The organism is Wenzhouxiangella indolica, assembly GCF_042310355.1.
Taxonomy (GTDB): Bacteria; Pseudomonadota; Gammaproteobacteria; order Xanthomonadales; family Wenzhouxiangellaceae; genus Wenzhouxiangella.
The window spans coordinates 123,612-140,794 of the sequence record NZ_JBHJMR010000002.1 but is presented as its reverse complement, the minus strand read 5'-3'; the positions used below and the strand labels follow the sequence as shown (position 1 = coordinate 140,794).

Sequence of the window (17,183 nt, the reverse complement as noted above, 5' to 3'; positions counted from 1 at the left end):
ACGCCACAAGCCCCGACGCCCGCCAGCCCCGGCGGCTCAGGGTTGGCGCTCTCCCGGGCGCATCAGCGAGGCGCGCGCGCTCAGATGCACACGGCTGTTCTCGCGCGTGGCTTGTTCGACTTCCGAGCCGACCACCGACATGCTGGTACTGCGCCCTTCGGGCACGCCCAGCAGGGAGTCCGCGAGCAGGTTCCACTCACCATCCTGAAGTTCATGCACCGCCAGGTTGAGCCAGGTCGATCCCAGCGGGGCGCTTTGGGTGGCCGCGGGTGCTTCGACCAGCACCTCGATCTTCCAGCCCTGGTCGCCTTCCTCGTTGCGGACCTCGACCGAGCCCTGTTCCCCTGGCGGCAGCACGACAAGCGGCGTGCCACGCTGCTCACCGTCGATCCACAGCTCCATTTCGACCATGTAGCGGTCGTCCCCGGACGCCGCCGCGCTGCCGACCAAGGCAATCGACAGCGTGGCGAATAGGAAAATGGCCGCCGATCGCATCTCAGGCTTCCGGGTTGCGGAATCGCTCCGGCAGGACTTCCTGCTCGGGCTGATCCGCGCCTTCCTTCTGCACCGGCATCAGGTCCATCTTGGACACGCCCAGTTTGACGGCCAGGCTGCCGGCGACGTAGACCGACGAGTACGTGCCGATGACCACGCCCACGATCAGGGTGAACGCGAAAGCATGAATGATCTCGCCACCGAAGTAGAACAGCGCGATCAACACCAGCAGCGTCGTCATCGAGGTCATCACGGTCCGGCCCAGCATCTGGTTGATGGACAGGTTGGTCAGCTCGGCCGGCGTACCCTTGCGCTTGGTCTGGAAGTTCTCGCGCAGGCGGTCGTAGACGACGATGGTGTCGTTGAGCGAGTAACCGATCACCGCCAGGATGGCGGCCACCACGGTGAGGTCGAAGCTGACCTGCAGAATCGAGAGCACGCCGACGACGAGCAGCACGTCGTGGATCAGCGCGCCCACCGCACCCACGGCAAAGCGCCACTGGAAGCGGAAGGAGATGTAGATCAACACGCCGATCAGCACGTAGAGCAGCGCCAGCCCGCCCTGTTCGGCCAGCTCCTGGCCGATCTGCGGACCGACGAACTCGACGCGGCGCATCTCGATATTATCGTTCTGGCCGGACAGGATTTCGAGCACTCGGGTGCTGATGTCGGCGCTGCTTTCGCCGTCATCACCGACCGGAATGCGTACGACGATGTCACTGGCCGTGCCGAAGGTCTGGACGACGAATTCCTCGAAGCCCTCCTCTTCCAGGCTCTGCCGGACCTCGTTCAACTCCGGAGCCTCGGGATAATGCAGCTCGATCAGCGTGCCGCCGGTGAAGTCGAGACCGAAATTCAGGCCCTTGATCGACAGCGAGACGACGCCGGCGACCAGAACGAATGCCGACAGGACCAGCGCGACGTTGCTGAAGCGCAGGAAGTTGATCTTGGTGTCGCTCTTGATGATATCCATTACGTTTCGGCGCTCCTCAGATAGCCAGTGACTTGACGCGCTTGCGGCCGCCGTAGATCAGGCTGACCACGCCGCGCGTGCCGAGAATGGCCGTGAACATGGAGGTGACGATGCCCAGGCTGAGCGTCACGGCAAAGCCCTTGATCGGGCCGGTACCGAACATGAACAGCACGATGGCCGCGATCAGGGTAGTGACGTTGGCGTCGGCAATCGTCGAGAAGGCCTTCTCGTAGCCTGAACGGATCGACGCCTGCGGCGTGTTGCCGTTGCGCAACTCCTCCCGGATACGCTCGAAAATCAGAACGTTGGCGTCGACGGCCATGCCGACGGTCAACACGATGCCGGCGATACCGGGCAAGGTCAGAGTCGCGCCGAGCATCGACAGCAGAGCGACGATCAGGACCAGGTTGGCCGTCAGGGCCAGGTTGGCCACCAGGCCGAAGACCTTGTAGTAAACCGCCATGACGATCAGCACCAGGGCAAAGCCGATGATCACCGACTGGAAGCCCTGGTCGATGTTGTCCTGACCGAGGCTCGGACCGACGGTGCGCTCTTCGATGATCTGCATGGGCGCGGCCAGCGCGCCGGCGCGCAGCAGCATCGCCAACTGGGCGGCCTCGGTGGCCGAACCCAGGCCGGTGGTCTGGAAGCGCTTGCCGAAAGGCTCGCGCGTGACCGCGGCGGAGATGACTTCCTCGACCCGGCGCGTCGTATAGACCTCTTCGCCGTCTTCCATCCTGGTTTCCGGACGGTACTCGATGAACACGACCGCCATGCGCCGGCCGACGTTCTCGGAGGTGTGGTCGAGCATGCGACGCGCGCCTTCCCCGTCGAGCGTGACCACCACGTTGGGCTGACCCGACTGCTGATCGAAACCGGCAGCGGCGCCGATCAGGTTCTGACCGGACGCGATGACCTCGCGCGAGAGCAGAATCGGCTCGCCGTTGCGGTGCTCGTACAACCTGGAACCGGAAGGTACGCGACCGGTCCGTTCGGCCTCGTAGGGGTCGTTCTGCTCGTCAACGGCGCGGTATTCGATGGTAGCCGTCGCGCCCAGCACGCGCTTGGCCTGGGCGGTATCCTGCACGCCCGGCAGCTGCACGACGATGCGATTGGCGCCCTGCTGCTGGATGACCGGCTCGGCCACGCCCAGCTCGTTGACGCGATTGCGCAAGGTCGTAATGTTTTGCTGCAGCGCGTTCTGCTGGATCTCCTGCAGGAACTCCTCCTCGATCGTGGCGCGCAGGTTGAAGGTCTGCCCGCCGTCGCTGGCTTCGATCACCAGGCCCTCGAGCTCGCGCTCGACGAGTTCGCGCGCTTCGTTGCGATGCTCCTCCGTGCGCAGTTCCACGACGACGTTGTCGCTGGACACGCGCACCGAACGGTAGCGGATACCCGCCTCGCGCAGCAGCCCACGAATGGAGTCGACGTAGCTGTTGAGGCGCTGGGTCTTGGCCGCTTCCATGTCCACCTGCATCAGGAAGTGCACACCACCCTGCAGATCGAGGCCGAGCACCATCGGGTCGGCGCCGAGCGCCGCCAGCCAGGGCGGCGTCGACGGTGCCAGGTTGAGGGCGACGACGTATTCGTCCCCCAGCGACTCGCGCAGCGCGTCGGCAGCGCGCAGCTGCCGATCGGTGTTGCCAAAGCGGATCAATAGACGCTGCGGGGAAAGTTCGCTGCGACCGTACTCGACGTCGGCCGACTCAAGCGAGCGCTCGACCGTGCCGACGATGTCTTCCTGCAGCTCGAAGCCGCGTGCGGACGAAACCTGTACGGCCGGGTCGTCGCCGAAGATGTTGGGCAGGGCATAGACCAGGCCCAGTCCGAGCACGATGATCAGCAGGGCATACTTCCAGGGTGGGAATCGATTCATGATGAGTTCAGTTGTCGGTTCTGGTTCTTGTGGCGATTGATCGCCGCGGAAAAATCATCGGTGCGCTCAGCTCGACGAGTCGTACGTTCCCTTCGGCACGACCTGGGCGACGGAATGGCGCTGGATCTTGATGATCACGCCGTCGGCAAGCTCCATGGACACGAAGCTCTCGCCCACTTCCGTGATCTTTCCGAGCATGCCGCCGGCCGTGACCACTTCGTCGCCAACCGAAAGGCTCGCCACCAGCTCGCGGTGCTGCTTGTTGCGCTTCATCTGCGGGCGGATGAGCAAAAACCAGAAAATGACGACGATGAGAATCAGCGGCAGAAGACTGCCGAGCATCGACGGTGCCTGCTGGGCGGCGTCCTGCGCCATGGCGCTGGAGATCAGAAAGTCCATAGATTCTTCCTCAAAGACTGTTGGCGTCCGGGGTTATCTGGGGTTCGTTGCGAACGGATACAAACGCGCAATTATGGCACAGGAATGGCACTACGGCCACACCGCAGCGCGATGTGACCGCGAGTTGCGGTGCGGACCCCGGCCGGGCCCGCACCATCCGCCGGTCAGTAGATCTCGGGCGTGAAGCGGTTGCGGTAGATCACGTCCGCACGACCGGAGCGGAAGAGTAGACGGTCGAGCCACAGGTCGAAGGGAGCCTCGACATCGCCGTCGGCGCGGACCTCGAAGCGAACGCGGGCCGAAACCGCCCCGTCGGGGACCTGCGGCAGACGCGCCAGCGTCGCTTGCCACTGGCCGGCGCCGTGCGCGAACGGCGCGCTGGTGGCCAGCTCGCCGAGCTCGCCGCCGGTGCAGCCGGCCCCATCGAAGAAGTCGGCGCGGCCGTCCACGACCGGTGCCTGCCCGAAGGCCTGGTTGACCAGGATGCTCGCCCCGATGGCGAAGCGCTCGCTCAAGCCGTCGAGTTCAACGCACTGCTCGACCGCGTACTCGGCGCCAAGCCCGCCGTCGTGACGCACGCGCACGGCGCCCGAACTCAGCAGGCCGTCGGCATCGGCCCCGGACCAGCGCAGCTCGCCGGTACCGGGATCGAAGCTGTCGCTCCACTGCCCCAACGTTCGATCGAGATTCGGGTTGCGCAGCAGGTTGGTCGTGGCCACTTCGAAGTCGAGCAGGTAGTCCGTCCCCGCGGTCCCGTCGCCCTGCCCGTCGAGCTCGTTGTTGTCGAAGTCCCGGATCGACCGGCACACGGCCAGTCGATAATTGCCCGCCGGCAGGCCACGGTCGCCGGCCAGCCGCACAACCGAGCGCTTGCGTGCCGCCTGGTACTCGACACCGGCGATGCCGATATCGTGCGCGGCATCACAGTCGGGATCGCCACCCCGCGCCAGACCGCCCAGGTCGAACAGGCGGTAATTGTCGGGATTGTTGGCCGACTCGGGCGCCAGCCCGCCGGCATCGGTCTGCACACCGCGAGTGAATTCCGGAACCAGCTGGGTGACGGTCGCTTCCGTCGGCAGGGGCTGCGCCAGGTCGCCGTACTCGGCACCGTGCGAGCTGAGCACTCGCGACACGGCCGGCGGAGCCGTCGGCAGGTCGCCGTCGCCGAAGCTGAAGAAGTGCGCGTTGTCGAACCAGACGTCCACCGGGAAGGATTCTCCTTCGGGGAAGTCCAGGTTGAGGGTCAACAGTGCGCCGGCCGCCCCGGCCACGGCACCCGGCGAGACCGAGGTGCTCAGGTTGGCCCAGGCGCCGTCGGTGTCGCCGCCGACGCTGTTGCTGACGAAATCGCCACCGATACTGGTTTCGCAGTTGGCCTCCTCGAAGAAGGCCATGGATGCCGTTGCCTCGACCGGGTTGGGATCACCCTCGGCGTCGACCATGCGCACGCGGGCCTGGAAGGCGTACCCGGCCAGCAGCTGCGAATCGATCGCAACGCAGCGGTTGATGACGTAACTCGCCGGCCCGCCGACCTCGGTCTCGATGGCGACCGAGCCGGAAGTTTCAGCCTCGCCGGCATCGGTACCGGAATCGATCGCGATCGCGTCGCCGGGGTTGGCCACCCAGTTGTCGGCGCCCAGGGGGGCGTCGAAGTTGGGGTTGGGGACGAGGTTGGTCCATGCCACCGAGAACCGAAGCAGGTAATCCGTGCCCGGCAGGCCGTCGCCGTTGCCGTCGAGCGCATTGCCGTTGAAGTCTTCCAGGCTGTCGCAGGCGACCAGGGTGTAGTCTCCCGCCGCCAGGCCGGTGTCCGATGCGATATCGAGCACGCTGGTCTGTGCCTCGCCGAGGTACTCAACGCCCGCGACCAGGCCCGCGTCGGGCTGGCCGCAGTCGACGGCAGGAGCCTCGTGATGCCCGCTGAGCAGCCGGAAGTTGGCCGGGTCGTCGGCCGCGCCGGGGCCATCGGAACGCATTGGCTTGTCGAAACGCACCAGCAGCTGGCTGGTCGCCGCCGTCAAGGCCTGTTCGGCCACGATCAGGTCGCCGTCCGGGGCGGCGACCGCGGAGACCCCGAACACGCGCGGGGCGGTCACGTCGTCGCCCACGGCAAAGGGCCCGATCGAGCGCGTGTCACCGGCGTTGCCGGCCGCGTCGAGGGCCCGGATATGGAACCACCACAAGCCGTCGCCGAGCGGATCGGAACTAACCGTCGTATCGGCGGCGCCCAGGTTCTCCAGGGTATTGGGCACGCTGTCGGGACTCTGCGTGAACGAGTAGCTGTACCCGACCATGCCGCTGGCCTCGTCGCCCGGGTCGACCGCCGCGGTCCAGTTGACCTCGATGACGTTCTCCGGGATGGCCGGGGCCCCGGGTTCGTGGGTCTGGCTGTCGAGATCGAACGGACCCTGCGGCAGGGTGGCGTCGATCCAGTACGGGCCCGAGGAGACCGGCTCCGAGCAGTTGCCCGCGTTGTCGCACACGCGCAGGTGGAACCAGTGATCGTCGCCGTCCTCGAGAGCCTCGCTGACGACGCCGTTGGGATCATCTTCGTGGGCGACATCGAGTTCTGCGTCGAGGGACGGGCTGGCGTCTCGGGTGAACTCGACCGAGTAGCCGGCCACGCCGGATCCGAGGTTGCCGCCGGACGGGTCGAGATCGAGCGCGCCGGTCCACTGCATCTCGATCTGCGGCTCGACGTTCCACGTTTCGATCTCGTGGGTGACGCTCTCGAGCTCGGGATTGACCGGTTCCAGCAGGTCGCGGGCAAAGGTGGTAATCGCACGATCGAAGCGCGCCACGACGTAGACATGGGCGTTGTCGGGGCTGACCGCGATTCCGGAGGCGCCCCACAGGCCGTTGATGCCGGCCACGCCGTTGCGCTTGATTTCCTCGAACTGGAGGCTGCCGGGATCGGCGTCGCCGGCCCCGTCTCGGCGGAAGACGACCAGGTTGCCGGGGGTGACGTTCTCCGGGTCGCTGGTGCCGGTGCTGACCGCGTAGAGGAACTCGTTGTCCGGGCTTAGCCGGATGGATTCCACCTCGTTGAGACCCTGCACATTGCCCGAGCCCGAGACCAGTGCCTCGACCCAGGCGAGATCGTTGCCGGTTCGCTCGAAGATGGCGATGGCCGCGCTGTCGTGCCCGGCGACGTAGACCTGGGCACCGTCGGCCGAGACCGCCAGCGAGGTCGCCGCGGCGATGCCGCTGACACCACCCTGGCCCTCGACATGATGGTTCTCGAAGCTCAGGCGCCCGTCCTGGGCGGTGTTGCGATTGAAGATCGCCACCGCGTCGTCGGCCCGCCCGGCGATGTAGAGTTGACTGCCATCGCCCGACAGCGCCACGGCCGAGGCATTGCCGATGCCCCGCACCTCGTTGCCCACGGGGTCGAGCGCGCCGCGCTCGAGCGACTGCTCGAAGGCCAGCTCACCGCTGCCGCTGTCGCGAGAGAACACGACCACGAAGCCCGGGCTGCCGCCGGCGGCCACGTAGACGTTGTCGCCGTCCGCGCTGGCGGCCAGCGCGCGCGGCCCCGACAGTCCGGAAATCGGCGGCGGTGCGGTGGGAATGGGCTGATCACCGTCGAACAGGACCTGCGAAAGCGTGAGCTGGCCGAAATCGGCAGCCTCGGAATCGGCCTGGCGATCCAGCGTCACGATCGCGTTGTCGGCTTCCGAGACAGCGTAAATGTTGGCACCATCGGGACTGATGACCAGGTCGGCAAAGCCGTCGATGCCGCCGATATCGCGTCCGATCGCGCTGGCCAGTTCGGCCACGGAAAGGCTCTCGACGGGCGTCAGCTGGCCGCTCTCGCTATCGCGCTCGAGAATCACCAGTTCATCGGCAGTGCGCGACACCACGTACACGTGCGCGCCGTCCGGGCTGCTGACCGCCACGCGGGCCGGATCGCTCATGCCCTCGACGCCGACACCGTCGACCAGGCTGTCGACCTGCACCAGGGTCTGCAGGGCATCGACGATCAGGCCCTGGGCCTGGCCTTGCCCGCCAATGGTCGCTTCAACCGGATTGGATAGCTCGACGAAGAAATTACGGTTCTCGCTGGTGGTCGGGTTGGCGAGAATCGTGACCGGGATCTGCCGGCTCTGCTGGCCGGGCGCGAAGCTTACCGTCCCGGAAGTCGCCACGTAGTCTTCGCCCGCGACGGCCGTACCGTTCTGGGTCGCGAACTGCACCGTCACGTTCTGGTTCCAGCTCTCGCTGAGGCTGACGCGGAAGATCGCCTCGACCGTGCCGCCCGCCGGCGGCTCGGCGATGGTCACACCCTGGATGCCGAGTACGGGTCGGGTGTCGGTATCCAGGATGGTCGCCACGGCGAGCGGACGCACGATCTGCAAGCCTTCGGAAGGATCGCTGATCTCGACAAAGAAGTCGCGGTCGGGATCGGCCACGTCGTTACCGCAGGTCGCCACCGTCACGGTGGTCTCGGTGTCGCCGGCCGCGATTGTGCCGGTTCCGAAATCGCTGATGTAATCCGCGCCCGATTGGCAGGAACTTCCGCCGGTGGCGCTGCCGGCCGATGTCGCCCATTCGAAGCTGGCAGGGGTTTCCATCGGCTCTGTCAGGCTGACGACGAATTCGGCCGGCACGGTTTCTCCGGCCGCGCCCTCGTCGACGGAGGTATCGGCAATGCTCATCCCCACACCGATGATCTGGAGCGTCTCGGGATCGACATCGACTCGGCGCGCCATGCCGCGCGAACCGACCTCGACCATCGCAACCAGCTCGCCGTCGAGATAGATCGACGCTTCATCGCCGGCCCGCGCCGTGCCCTCGATTCGTTCGCCGACCGAATTCATCGGGATGCGTAGCGCGTACTGCCCGCCCAGGCTCTCGTCCGAGCCGAGTTCGTAGCGCGCGACCGGGCCGTCCCAGGCAGGCACTTGCAGCGTGAGCTCGCCCTCGCCGACCGGCTCGCCGTACCAGCTCACCTGGCCGTAGAGCAGGTGGTCCGGCTCGGAAATCGAAGCGCCGACCGATGCCGCGAAGCTCGCCCCGAGCAGGGCGCAGAGCAACAGGATCGCGAAGCGGCGTGGACTCTGGGATTGAACTGAATACATGGCTAGTTACCCGAGTAGGAATAGGTATTGAAGAAGATCCGGATATCGGAAACCCCGGGGGCGTCGGACTCGCTCGTGCCACCCTCGGGCTGGCCGTTGATGAAGATATCCAGGCCCTCGTTGGGATCGTTGAGCAGGCTGCCGCCGGGGATGATGACGACCCATTCGCGATTCCACACCGAGCGACCGATCAGGCGGCTGTCGGTCGCGATCTGGCTCTCGTCGAACGGCTCGCTGTAGTGGTGCGCACGGAACTGCGAGTAGCGCCGGACTTCGTTGAAACTGTCCGAAAGCGAGTCGGCCAGGGGAATCCAGTTCGAATCCTGCAGCTCCTGCTGCCCGATCGGGAACGGCACAGGCAGCACCTGGTCGATGATCTGCCACTGGCGCGTCGTGAAATCATCGAAGGTGGGCGAGCGCAGCACATCGGCACCAACCGGGAACATGTAGATCCGCGGGGTTTCGGTCAACGGCAGGCCGGCGTAGTCGCGGAACCAGGTGCCCACGCCGCGCACCTTGGTGGCAAAGCGGGAAGCATCGTAGGTGCTGTCACCGGGGCCGAGCGGCCAGTGGAAGAAATTCAGGCCGAAGGTCACGGTGGTCGGGAAGCGGAACACCAGTCCCGGCAGCGGCCCGGCCGATTCCGGTTGCGGCGGCCGCGCGAAACGCCGGAACTCGGGCAGGTCCCAGAGGTTGTCGACGCGCGCGTTCTCCAGCTCACGCCGCCAGGCCTCGTCGCCGGCTTCGCCGTCGTCGATCCGGAACAACTCGCGCCTGAGCGAGAAGCGGTTGGTCTCGACCTGGGGATTATTGAAGCCCATCTGGCCCTTGAGCACCTCGAAGTTCTGCGCCATGCGCGCCATCGGGTCGGCAAGGCCGCGCGAGCCAGCGACTGGTTCATCGCCGATGATCTGGCCGATCGAGCGCTCGCGCACGATGTCGGTCAGGAACTTCTGCCCGGCCTGCTGATCGCTGCCGAGCAGGTTGGTCTCGTAGTCGTAGGCGGCCGCGGCCAGGTAGACATAGCGCGCTGCCAGATCGAAGGTCGCGCGGTACTTCTGCAGCGCATCGTTGCGGAAGATGCGGAATGCCATGTCCTGGTAGCGGTATTCCTGCGTCTCCGCCGCGCCCTGCTTGCGGAAGCGGATCAGCGACGCCAGCTGTCTCTGACCCTCGGCGAGCTGCTGGTGATACTTGCGGTACAGCTCCTCGATAGTCTCGGCGCGCTGGTAGATCTCGACACGCAGCAAGGGCTCGCGCCGCAGCAACTCGGTCAGCTCGCCCTCGAGCCCGAACAGTTCGAGGCGGTTGTCGAAGGTCTGCAGATCGATGGCCGCCGACAGCGAGACATCGGCCATGTTGGACTCGACCACTGCCCCGGCCGTCTGGAAGCCCTGGCCAATGCCATCCGATACGGCCTTGGCCAGCAAGCCGGCGTTCTTCAAGGTGCAGCGGATCGCGGACGTACCATCGCCACCAACAGAAAGGCCGGCGATCAGATTCTTCGGCAAACATTCGGCGCCGCCTTCACCCAGATCCTTGGCCATCTCCCCGGCGGTCCGCGCAACCGCGCCGGTCTGCTCGAGCGCCACGACCTGCTCGCTCATCGTGTTGAGCGTGTCGCGCTCGCTGTTGCTGACGTCGAGCTGATTCTGACGGATATTGAACACCGCCGCGATCTCGTCGAGCTTGTCCTGGATGCGCTGGCGCGCCTGGTCGTATTCCTCCAGGGTGCGGGCCAGGTCGAGGCGGGCGGAGAAAATGTCGTGCAGGACGTTCTGCAGCGACCCGGTCGCACGCCGGCGGCTCGTCCATTCGGGCGGCTTGCCGAAGCTCAGGCCGAAGGCCGGCGAACTGTAGGTGACCATCTCCATCGTCTCGACCGTGCCTTCGGGCGTGTCGCCGAGGGCGCAGCCGGCGGCCTGGGGGTCGTTGTCGCAATCGAGGTTGCTGAACTTGCCGGCCTCGTCGATATCGAAGAAGTTCAAGCCGCCGGCCATCGGCCCGAACTCGGCTTCGAAGCGGTTGATCTCGAGATCGCCCTCGACGTCGAAGCCTTCGAGCAGGTTGGTTTCCTCGCCGGCGAGTTCCAGCACGTCGATATACATGTAGTGGTAGAGATCGGGCCCGTCATAGTCGGCGGGGTAGACGCCGCCCGGGCCGATATCGTCAGCGTAGGGATAGCCGAAGATCTCGATCAGGCGATTCTTGAAATCGCGCTCGGTGGCCTTTGCATTGGCAGTCAGGTCCTCGGTGGAATCCTGGTTGAAGCGCAGCATCCGGTTGAGCTGGTTGGCGAAATTCCATGCCTCGACCGCGTTGTCGAGTGCGGTGGTGGCACGCGCGAAGATCTGCTCGAAGTGGGTCTTGTTCTCCACCGGGGAATTGCCGGTGTCGACCTGCGAGGGATCGATATCGAAAGGCACCACGTCGCGCGCCAGCCCCAGCGGATTGAGCCCGCGGTCGGCCTGGTCAAGCTGGCCCTGGATGCTGTCGAACTGGGCGACGATCTCGTTGAGCTCCTCGACCGTGCCGCGCTCGATGCGCTGAATGCCGCCGTTGCCCGGGTCGGGATCCTCGTCGGGCAGGATGGCGTTGCCGATCACCCAGTCGAAGAATGCGCCCTGCCCGGCTCGCCGGGCCCATTCGGACAGGCCCCAGGCGCGCTCTTCGTCGTCGTCCTTGTAACCCTGCCACTGGCCGAGCGGGTCCTCGACGTAGAAGCGCCGGTAGGTCAGGTCAACGATCTCCGCACCGGTGCGCGCCTTGGCCGCGGCCACCTGCGCGAACTTTCGCTCGTCGAAGAAATCCACCTGCAGCGGCACGCCGGCCACGGGCACCGCATCGGCACGCGGATTCCAGGTGAAGAAGGGATGGCGCAGGAGATCGTAGTGCGTCTTCAGGCCCGTCAGGTAGTGGCCCCAGGCGTCGCCGTGACCCTGGGGGTACTGGATGCGGGCATCGAACTCGTCGATGACGCCATCGGTATTCTGGTCGGTGATGCCGTAGTTGAGTGCATACGCGACCTCACCGTCGCCCGTGGTGAAGTTCCAGAAAAAGCGGTTGTAGACCGGGTTGGCGGCGATCGGACCCTGGGAGTCGTCCCGCCCGCGCAACAGCACCAGCTCCTCTTCGAGCAGGGACGCCGTCTGGTTCTGGAACGGGAAGATCGTCGGCGCGAAGCTCTCGAACTCGCCGCTGGTCAGCAAGCCGATGGTCGGATCCTGGGCGTCGGCGTAGGCTTCGTTGCCGAGCAGCGCATAGAAGTCCAGGATTCGCGTGGACACGTTGAGAATGGCATTGTTGACCGGGCCGTAGTCGACCGGCGGGACGGCGTTGACCGACAGGTCCATGGCACGGCGCATGACCGTCGTGTAGGCCTCGATCAGGCCGATGCTGTTGAGCACCTCGGGATTGGAGGTCAGCGGGATATCGCCCTCGTAGCGCTCGCCCAGCTGCACCAGCATGCTCGAGTAGGTGTTGGTCGGCGAGGAATGGAAATCCTGCACCCGGGCCTCGAAGGGGTTGAGCCGCCCGAGGACACGGGTCACCCAGCCCTGGCCAAGCTGCGCGCGCTGGTCGGTCGGCGTCGCCCCGGGCTGACCGGCCCACAGGCTCCACTCGGCCTGGTTGTTGCACACAGGCAGGCCCTGGTAGCGGGCCAGGTACCAGTTGTCCGACAGCGTCTGGATGTTGGCGCCCTCGATCACCACCTCGTTCTCGCCCTGGCCGTTGTTGTCGACCGGAATCTTGAACCAGCCGTTGAGCTGGCCGGAGTCGGGATCGGGAAGCTCCTCGGGCGGCAGGCCGCTGAGGTCCGGCTGGAAGTACCACTCGAACTGCAAGGCATCGGGATCGCCGCCGAAATCGCCCGAGTGGCGAAGCGTCAGCTGCTCGTCGAAGATATTGTCCGGCGCGATGACGTTGAGCTGGCCCTGGTAGGTACTGAGTATCTCCGCCGGGTCAGGCGGCGGCGGATTGCGCAGGCAGTCGACCCGCATGATCGACAGGCTGACCGGCGCCGGGTCGAGCTGCGGATCGTTGTTGAAGGCTACCGTCACCCAGCCGACGCTCTGCGCGGCACCGGCGGTCAACGCGGGCTGGACCCCCTCGGCCTTGAACGGTTCGATCAGGCCCTGGTTGGGATCGCCTTCCTCGAAGTCTTCGGCCTCGACAACCGGATCCTCGAACGCCACAAGCAGCTCGCCGCGATCGACCGGCCGGTCCACCGCGCAGATCCGTTCGCCGGTATTGCCGTCGATCGCATCCTGCAGACAGATCCGGTTGATTCCGTTGGGATTACGCGTCAGGCGCAACAGTGCCTCGATGGCTTCCGACCAGCTGCACTCGTCGTCGAGCGTGTCGCAGGCCTTGTCCATGTCCTCGTCGGCATCCGTTGCGCTGCCGTCCATGGTCTTGAGGATGCGCGCTTCTCGGAAGCTCATGACGTTGAGCAGCAGCAGCGGGTCGCCCGCGATGGTGTCGTCGAACACACCGGAAAAAACCAGGCGCTGGTTGATTGGATCGTAGCGCAGCCGCTGACGAATGCTGACCGGCAGGTTCTCGAGCCCGTCGCCGCTGCCGGTGATCACCTGGAAGCCGGTTTCCGGGTCCAGCTCGGTGGCCACACCCTCGAGCGCCTCGAGCATCACGAAACGGGGGTTGAGCGGGTCGATGAGCTGGACCAGGGCGTCCGTCGGCTCGGCGCCGCCGGCGGCCTCCATATCCTCTCGGAACTCGTCGAAGACGACCTCGACGGCATCCTGCTGCAGGATATTCGGCAGGCCGCGCTTCTGGGTCAGCAGCGTCTCGCCCGGCAGAAGCTGGGGCGCCGGGTTGGGCCAGCTGAAGCTGTAACCGACCTCGATCGGGTTGATCGGAGAGGCCGTGCCGCCGTCCTCGGCGGGAAGGCGCGACATCCAGGGCACGCACACGCCCTCGGCGGCATCGGGCAAGTCATTGTTGTCGACGTCGTACACCATGCCCGGCTGGAGGGGATACCAGAAACGCATGGCCCCGGAGCCAGCCGACTTGCTCCACAGGCCGTTCTTGTAGTCGGTGAAGAACGGCGGCGGCGGCTGCGGATCGTTGATCGCCTGACCCACGGCCCGACTTTCGGCACAGCCCGGCAGCAACGACAGGGGATACGGTGGTGCAACCGCCGTACCCGCCTCGCCCGAGAACTCGAAGTTGTCGAAGCCGGCGCCCGTGGCAGTGACGTAGAAAGTGCGGAAGGCCCAGCGATCGAGGTCCTCATCGTAGTACTTGACCAGCACGTACGGGTCGGTCGCCGAGGTCGGATCGTCGGGCAGGTTAACGCCGAAGTCCGCACGCAGCGCGAACAGGGCGAGAATCCCCGAGCCGTCGTTGGACGGGGCGAAGAAAGCGTGCGCGGCGTTCGGGCTGTAGCCCGGCTCGCTCGGCACCGGCTGCTGGTAGATGCGCAGATCCGGGTACTGGATGGGGCTCAGCGGCGCCTGGCCGAGATTCTCGGCACCCTTCTGGCTGGCGATGATGATGCGCTCCGGATCGAGCGGCCAGTCGGGTAGATACTCGATCGCCCGCCGCGGCCAGTAGACGCCCTTGGCGTTGCGCCGGTACCAGGCCACCACCATCTCCTTGCCGGCATCCTGGATGCGACCGGGCCGGGTGCGGTTGACCGGAATGATATGACCGGTTCGCGCGGCGCGGTCGTAGGCGGCGTCTTCGCCGGCGCCGTCGTAGAAGGCCTTCTCGTTGAGCACGTAACCGGTTCGGCCCGGTTCGTTGTGGTAGGGCTCGATGATCGGCTCACCGATGGTCCAGCGTACGCCGCGGGCGTAGTTGGGCGACAGCGGCGGCGGCATGGTACGAACCACATCGATGGAAATCGGGTTCTGGAAGGGATCCGGGCTCGAGCCCTCGACATAGAGGAGCACCGAGAAGCCCGGCGCGGTCGCGGTGAATACACCGGAATCGGCGCTGCCGTTGCTGGCCTGGACGGAGGGCTCGAACGCCTCGAGAAAACGGAAGCCGCTGCCCGCCGCTTCCAGCTCCGTGGGCGCGCCGGCGACATGAACCTGGTAGCAGTCTGCGTCGTTTCCGTCGGTGCAGGCCTCGGTCGGCCAGGAAGCCTGGCCCACCTGGACGATACGCTCCTCGCTCTCGGGCGGCTCGCCCGCAACGCGCCAGCGGAGCTCGACGTTGGGTACGACGTCGAGCGGATAGAGCTTGCCATCCTGACCCGGCGGAACGTTCCAGAAAAATCGCGTTCCGATGGCATCATCGGATTTCACCCCGTTGATAAAGACATCCGGAGCGGAAGCCTGGGAGCTCAGATCCGCGTTGGGCGGCGGTTCGATCGCCTCGCCCACGGGCCAGCCCTGCACCTCGAAGAAACCACCCAGGGTGCTGATATTGGCCAGGTAGACGTTGCGGCCGGTTGGCGCGAAGAGTTCGGCGTCCTGTCCGAAAACCAGCTGACCCGAGAAACTGCCAGTCACGTAGAGATTGTTGAGGCCATCAAAGGCCAGGCCCGTCATTTCGGCATCACCGGAACCGCCGGCCTTGGCCGGAATCCCGCCGTCCTCGTTGTATCGATCGCCGCCGGTTGCCCACTCCACCAGGCCGTTCTGGGCGTTCACCTTGGCGACGAAAAGGTCGCTGTTGCCGGCCGATTCCAGCGTGCCACCTTCATCCTCGAAGAAAGTCACGAAGTCGATGAAGTCACCGCCGATGAACAGGTCATCGCCATCGAGCACCACATCCCGGGCCGTTCCACCCGAGTACGAGCGACCCCACTGGAAATCACCCTGGAAACTCGACAGGCTGACAACCGCCGCGCCGGCGGTGTCGAGATTGCTCGTTCCCTCGGGCAGGGTGACGCCCCCGGACGATTCGCCCACCGCGTAGATGGTCGAGTCGACAACCGGGGCGAACTCGATCTTATCCAGCCGCAGGCCCTCGGCAGTCTCCTTGGTCCAGCTCCACGCCGGCTCGCCCTGGTCGATATTCGTCAGGCGACCGATGACCGAAGCCTCGCTGTCCTGCACACCGCCAAACAGGCTGCCGTTGTCGTCGAACAGATTGATCAGGAATATCTGCCAGTAAAGGCGACCCACGGCGGCCCCCTCGCCGAGCACCCAGCGGAATCGGACCGACTCCTCCCCGCTGAGCGCCGACAGGTCGAGATCGCTCAGAATGGGGACGTCCCATGCGGGGCTCTGAAAACACCAGCCAAGCCCCGTCACCGGGTTGCTCTCGAATCCGTTCTGGACGCCATTGAAGCCAAAGGTGTTGAACCAGGCGGGGTTGATCCGCTGCCAGGAGTTTCCACCGTCGGTGGAATAATCCATGGTGGCGATGTCGTAGCAGGTGGTCGGCTGATCCAGATCCCAGCGGTGGAGCAGGTGCAGGCGGGGATTGCTCGCGGCCGTGAAGTCAAAGTCCTGGTTGAGCTCGAGGACGTTCTCCTTCACACCCGGCGTATTTAGCACGAAAAAGCCGGTGAGATACCGCAGCCAGTTACCCCCGGTAAAGAAATTGCCGGTGCGCAGTTCGGCATCGGCCAGAGCCGCGACCGAGCCCGATTCGCTCACTTCGAGATCCGTGATCCGGCTTTCGATGCCGAAGCCGTCTCCCTGCTCCGGCTGGCCCATCACCCACTGCCACGCGCCGTCAGAGTCGATAGCAGCGAGGAAATAGCGCTCTTTGCGTTCGCTACCGCATTCTCCCGGGTTGCTGAGCGTTTCACTGAATGGATCAAACGGCGGGCTGGCGGGGGTCTCGAAGGAAAGCTCGCATTCGTAGTAACCGCCGATGACGGCCCGGGTGGGCGTCGGCGGAATCGTCGTGTTGTCGCCCGGCAACAAAACCAGGCTGGTGCCCTCGTCATCATGGTCGCCGTTGGCGGCCTTGGCCCACTGCCACTGCCCGGACGAGTCGAGCTTGGCGACGAAAACATCCGTGTCGAGGGAAGCCGAGGACAGTTCGGTACTACCGAAATCGGCCTGCCCGGAGAAACGGCCGGTGATATAGACATCGCCGGATTCGTCGAGGGCTATGTCGTTGGCCTGGTCGGAGAGACTGCTGCCCGCGCGCGTGACCCAGTCAAGGGTCCCGGCGGCGGAATAGCGGGCCACGAAGATATCGTCGGGCCCGCGGGCGCTGAGCGTCACGCCGTCGCCGAAAACGGCTTCGCCCGAAAAACTGCCGGTTACGTAGACGGCCCCCGTTGGCCCGACCACGGTGGCATTGGAGCGGTCATCGCCGTCGCCGCCCGCACTGGTCGGCCACACGGCGTGCGCGGCAGACGGCAGGAGTGACAGCGCGACAAGCGCGAGGCCGAATGTTCTGGAATGGATTGAAACTGGCATCATTG

At 65.6% G+C, this 17,183-nt stretch carries 6 protein-coding genes; all 6 read right to left on the bottom strand.

Annotated elements, in window-relative coordinates; genetic code table 11:
• Positions 1 to 36: 36 nt before the first annotated feature.
• On the bottom strand, positions 37 to 495 hold the full coding sequence (locus ACDC67_RS03795) for a hypothetical protein (protein ID WP_376690751.1): 459 nt from the start codon (positions 493 to 495) through the stop codon (positions 37 to 39).
• Between the two features lies 1 nt (position 496).
• Positions 497 to 1,468: a protein translocase subunit SecF gene (gene secF / locus ACDC67_RS03790; protein WP_376690750.1), complete on the bottom strand. Its 972-nt coding sequence runs from the start codon at positions 1,466 to 1,468 to the stop codon at positions 497 to 499.
• A gap of 16 nt (positions 1,469 to 1,484) precedes the next feature.
• On the bottom strand, positions 1,485 to 3,344 hold the full coding sequence (gene secD / locus ACDC67_RS03785; RefSeq protein ID WP_376690748.1) for a protein translocase subunit SecD: 1,860 nt from the start codon (positions 3,342 to 3,344) through the stop codon (positions 1,485 to 1,487).
• Between the two features lie 66 nt (positions 3,345 to 3,410).
• Positions 3,411 to 3,743, bottom strand: coding sequence for a preprotein translocase subunit YajC (gene yajC, locus ACDC67_RS03780; protein WP_376690746.1), 333 nt, complete (start codon positions 3,741 to 3,743; stop codon positions 3,411 to 3,413).
• Positions 3,744 to 3,907: 164 nt separating this feature from the next.
• Positions 3,908 to 8,824 (bottom strand): Calx-beta domain-containing protein, encoded by a 4,917-nt coding sequence (locus ACDC67_RS03775; RefSeq protein WP_376690744.1) that lies wholly within the window; start codon positions 8,822 to 8,824, stop codon positions 3,908 to 3,910.
• A 2-nt stretch (positions 8,825 to 8,826) separates the two neighbouring features.
• A complete protein-coding gene (locus tag ACDC67_RS03770) occupies positions 8,827 to 17,181 on the bottom strand; it encodes an SBBP repeat-containing protein (RefSeq protein WP_376690742.1) in 8,355 nt (2,784 codons plus the stop codon).
• Between the last annotated feature and the right edge of the window lie 2 nt (positions 17,182 to 17,183).

Coding starts and splice junctions, on each gene's coding strand:
- ACDC67_RS03770 (WP_376690742.1), bottom strand. CDS start 17,181: ATGATGCCAGTTTCAATCCATTCCAGAACATTCGGCCTCGCGCTTGTC.
- secD (WP_376690748.1), bottom strand. CDS start 3,344: ATGAATCGATTCCCACCCTGGAAGTATGCCCTGCTGATCATCGTGCTC.
- ACDC67_RS03795 (WP_376690751.1), bottom strand. CDS start 495: ATGCGATCGGCGGCCATTTTCCTATTCGCCACGCTGTCGATTGCCTTG.
- secF (WP_376690750.1), bottom strand. CDS start 1,468: ATGGATATCATCAAGAGCGACACCAAGATCAACTTCCTGCGCTTCAGC.
- ACDC67_RS03775 (WP_376690744.1), bottom strand. CDS start 8,824: ATGTATTCAGTTCAATCCCAGAGTCCACGCCGCTTCGCGATCCTGTTG.
- yajC (WP_376690746.1), bottom strand. CDS start 3,743: ATGGACTTTCTGATCTCCAGCGCCATGGCGCAGGACGCCGCCCAGCAG.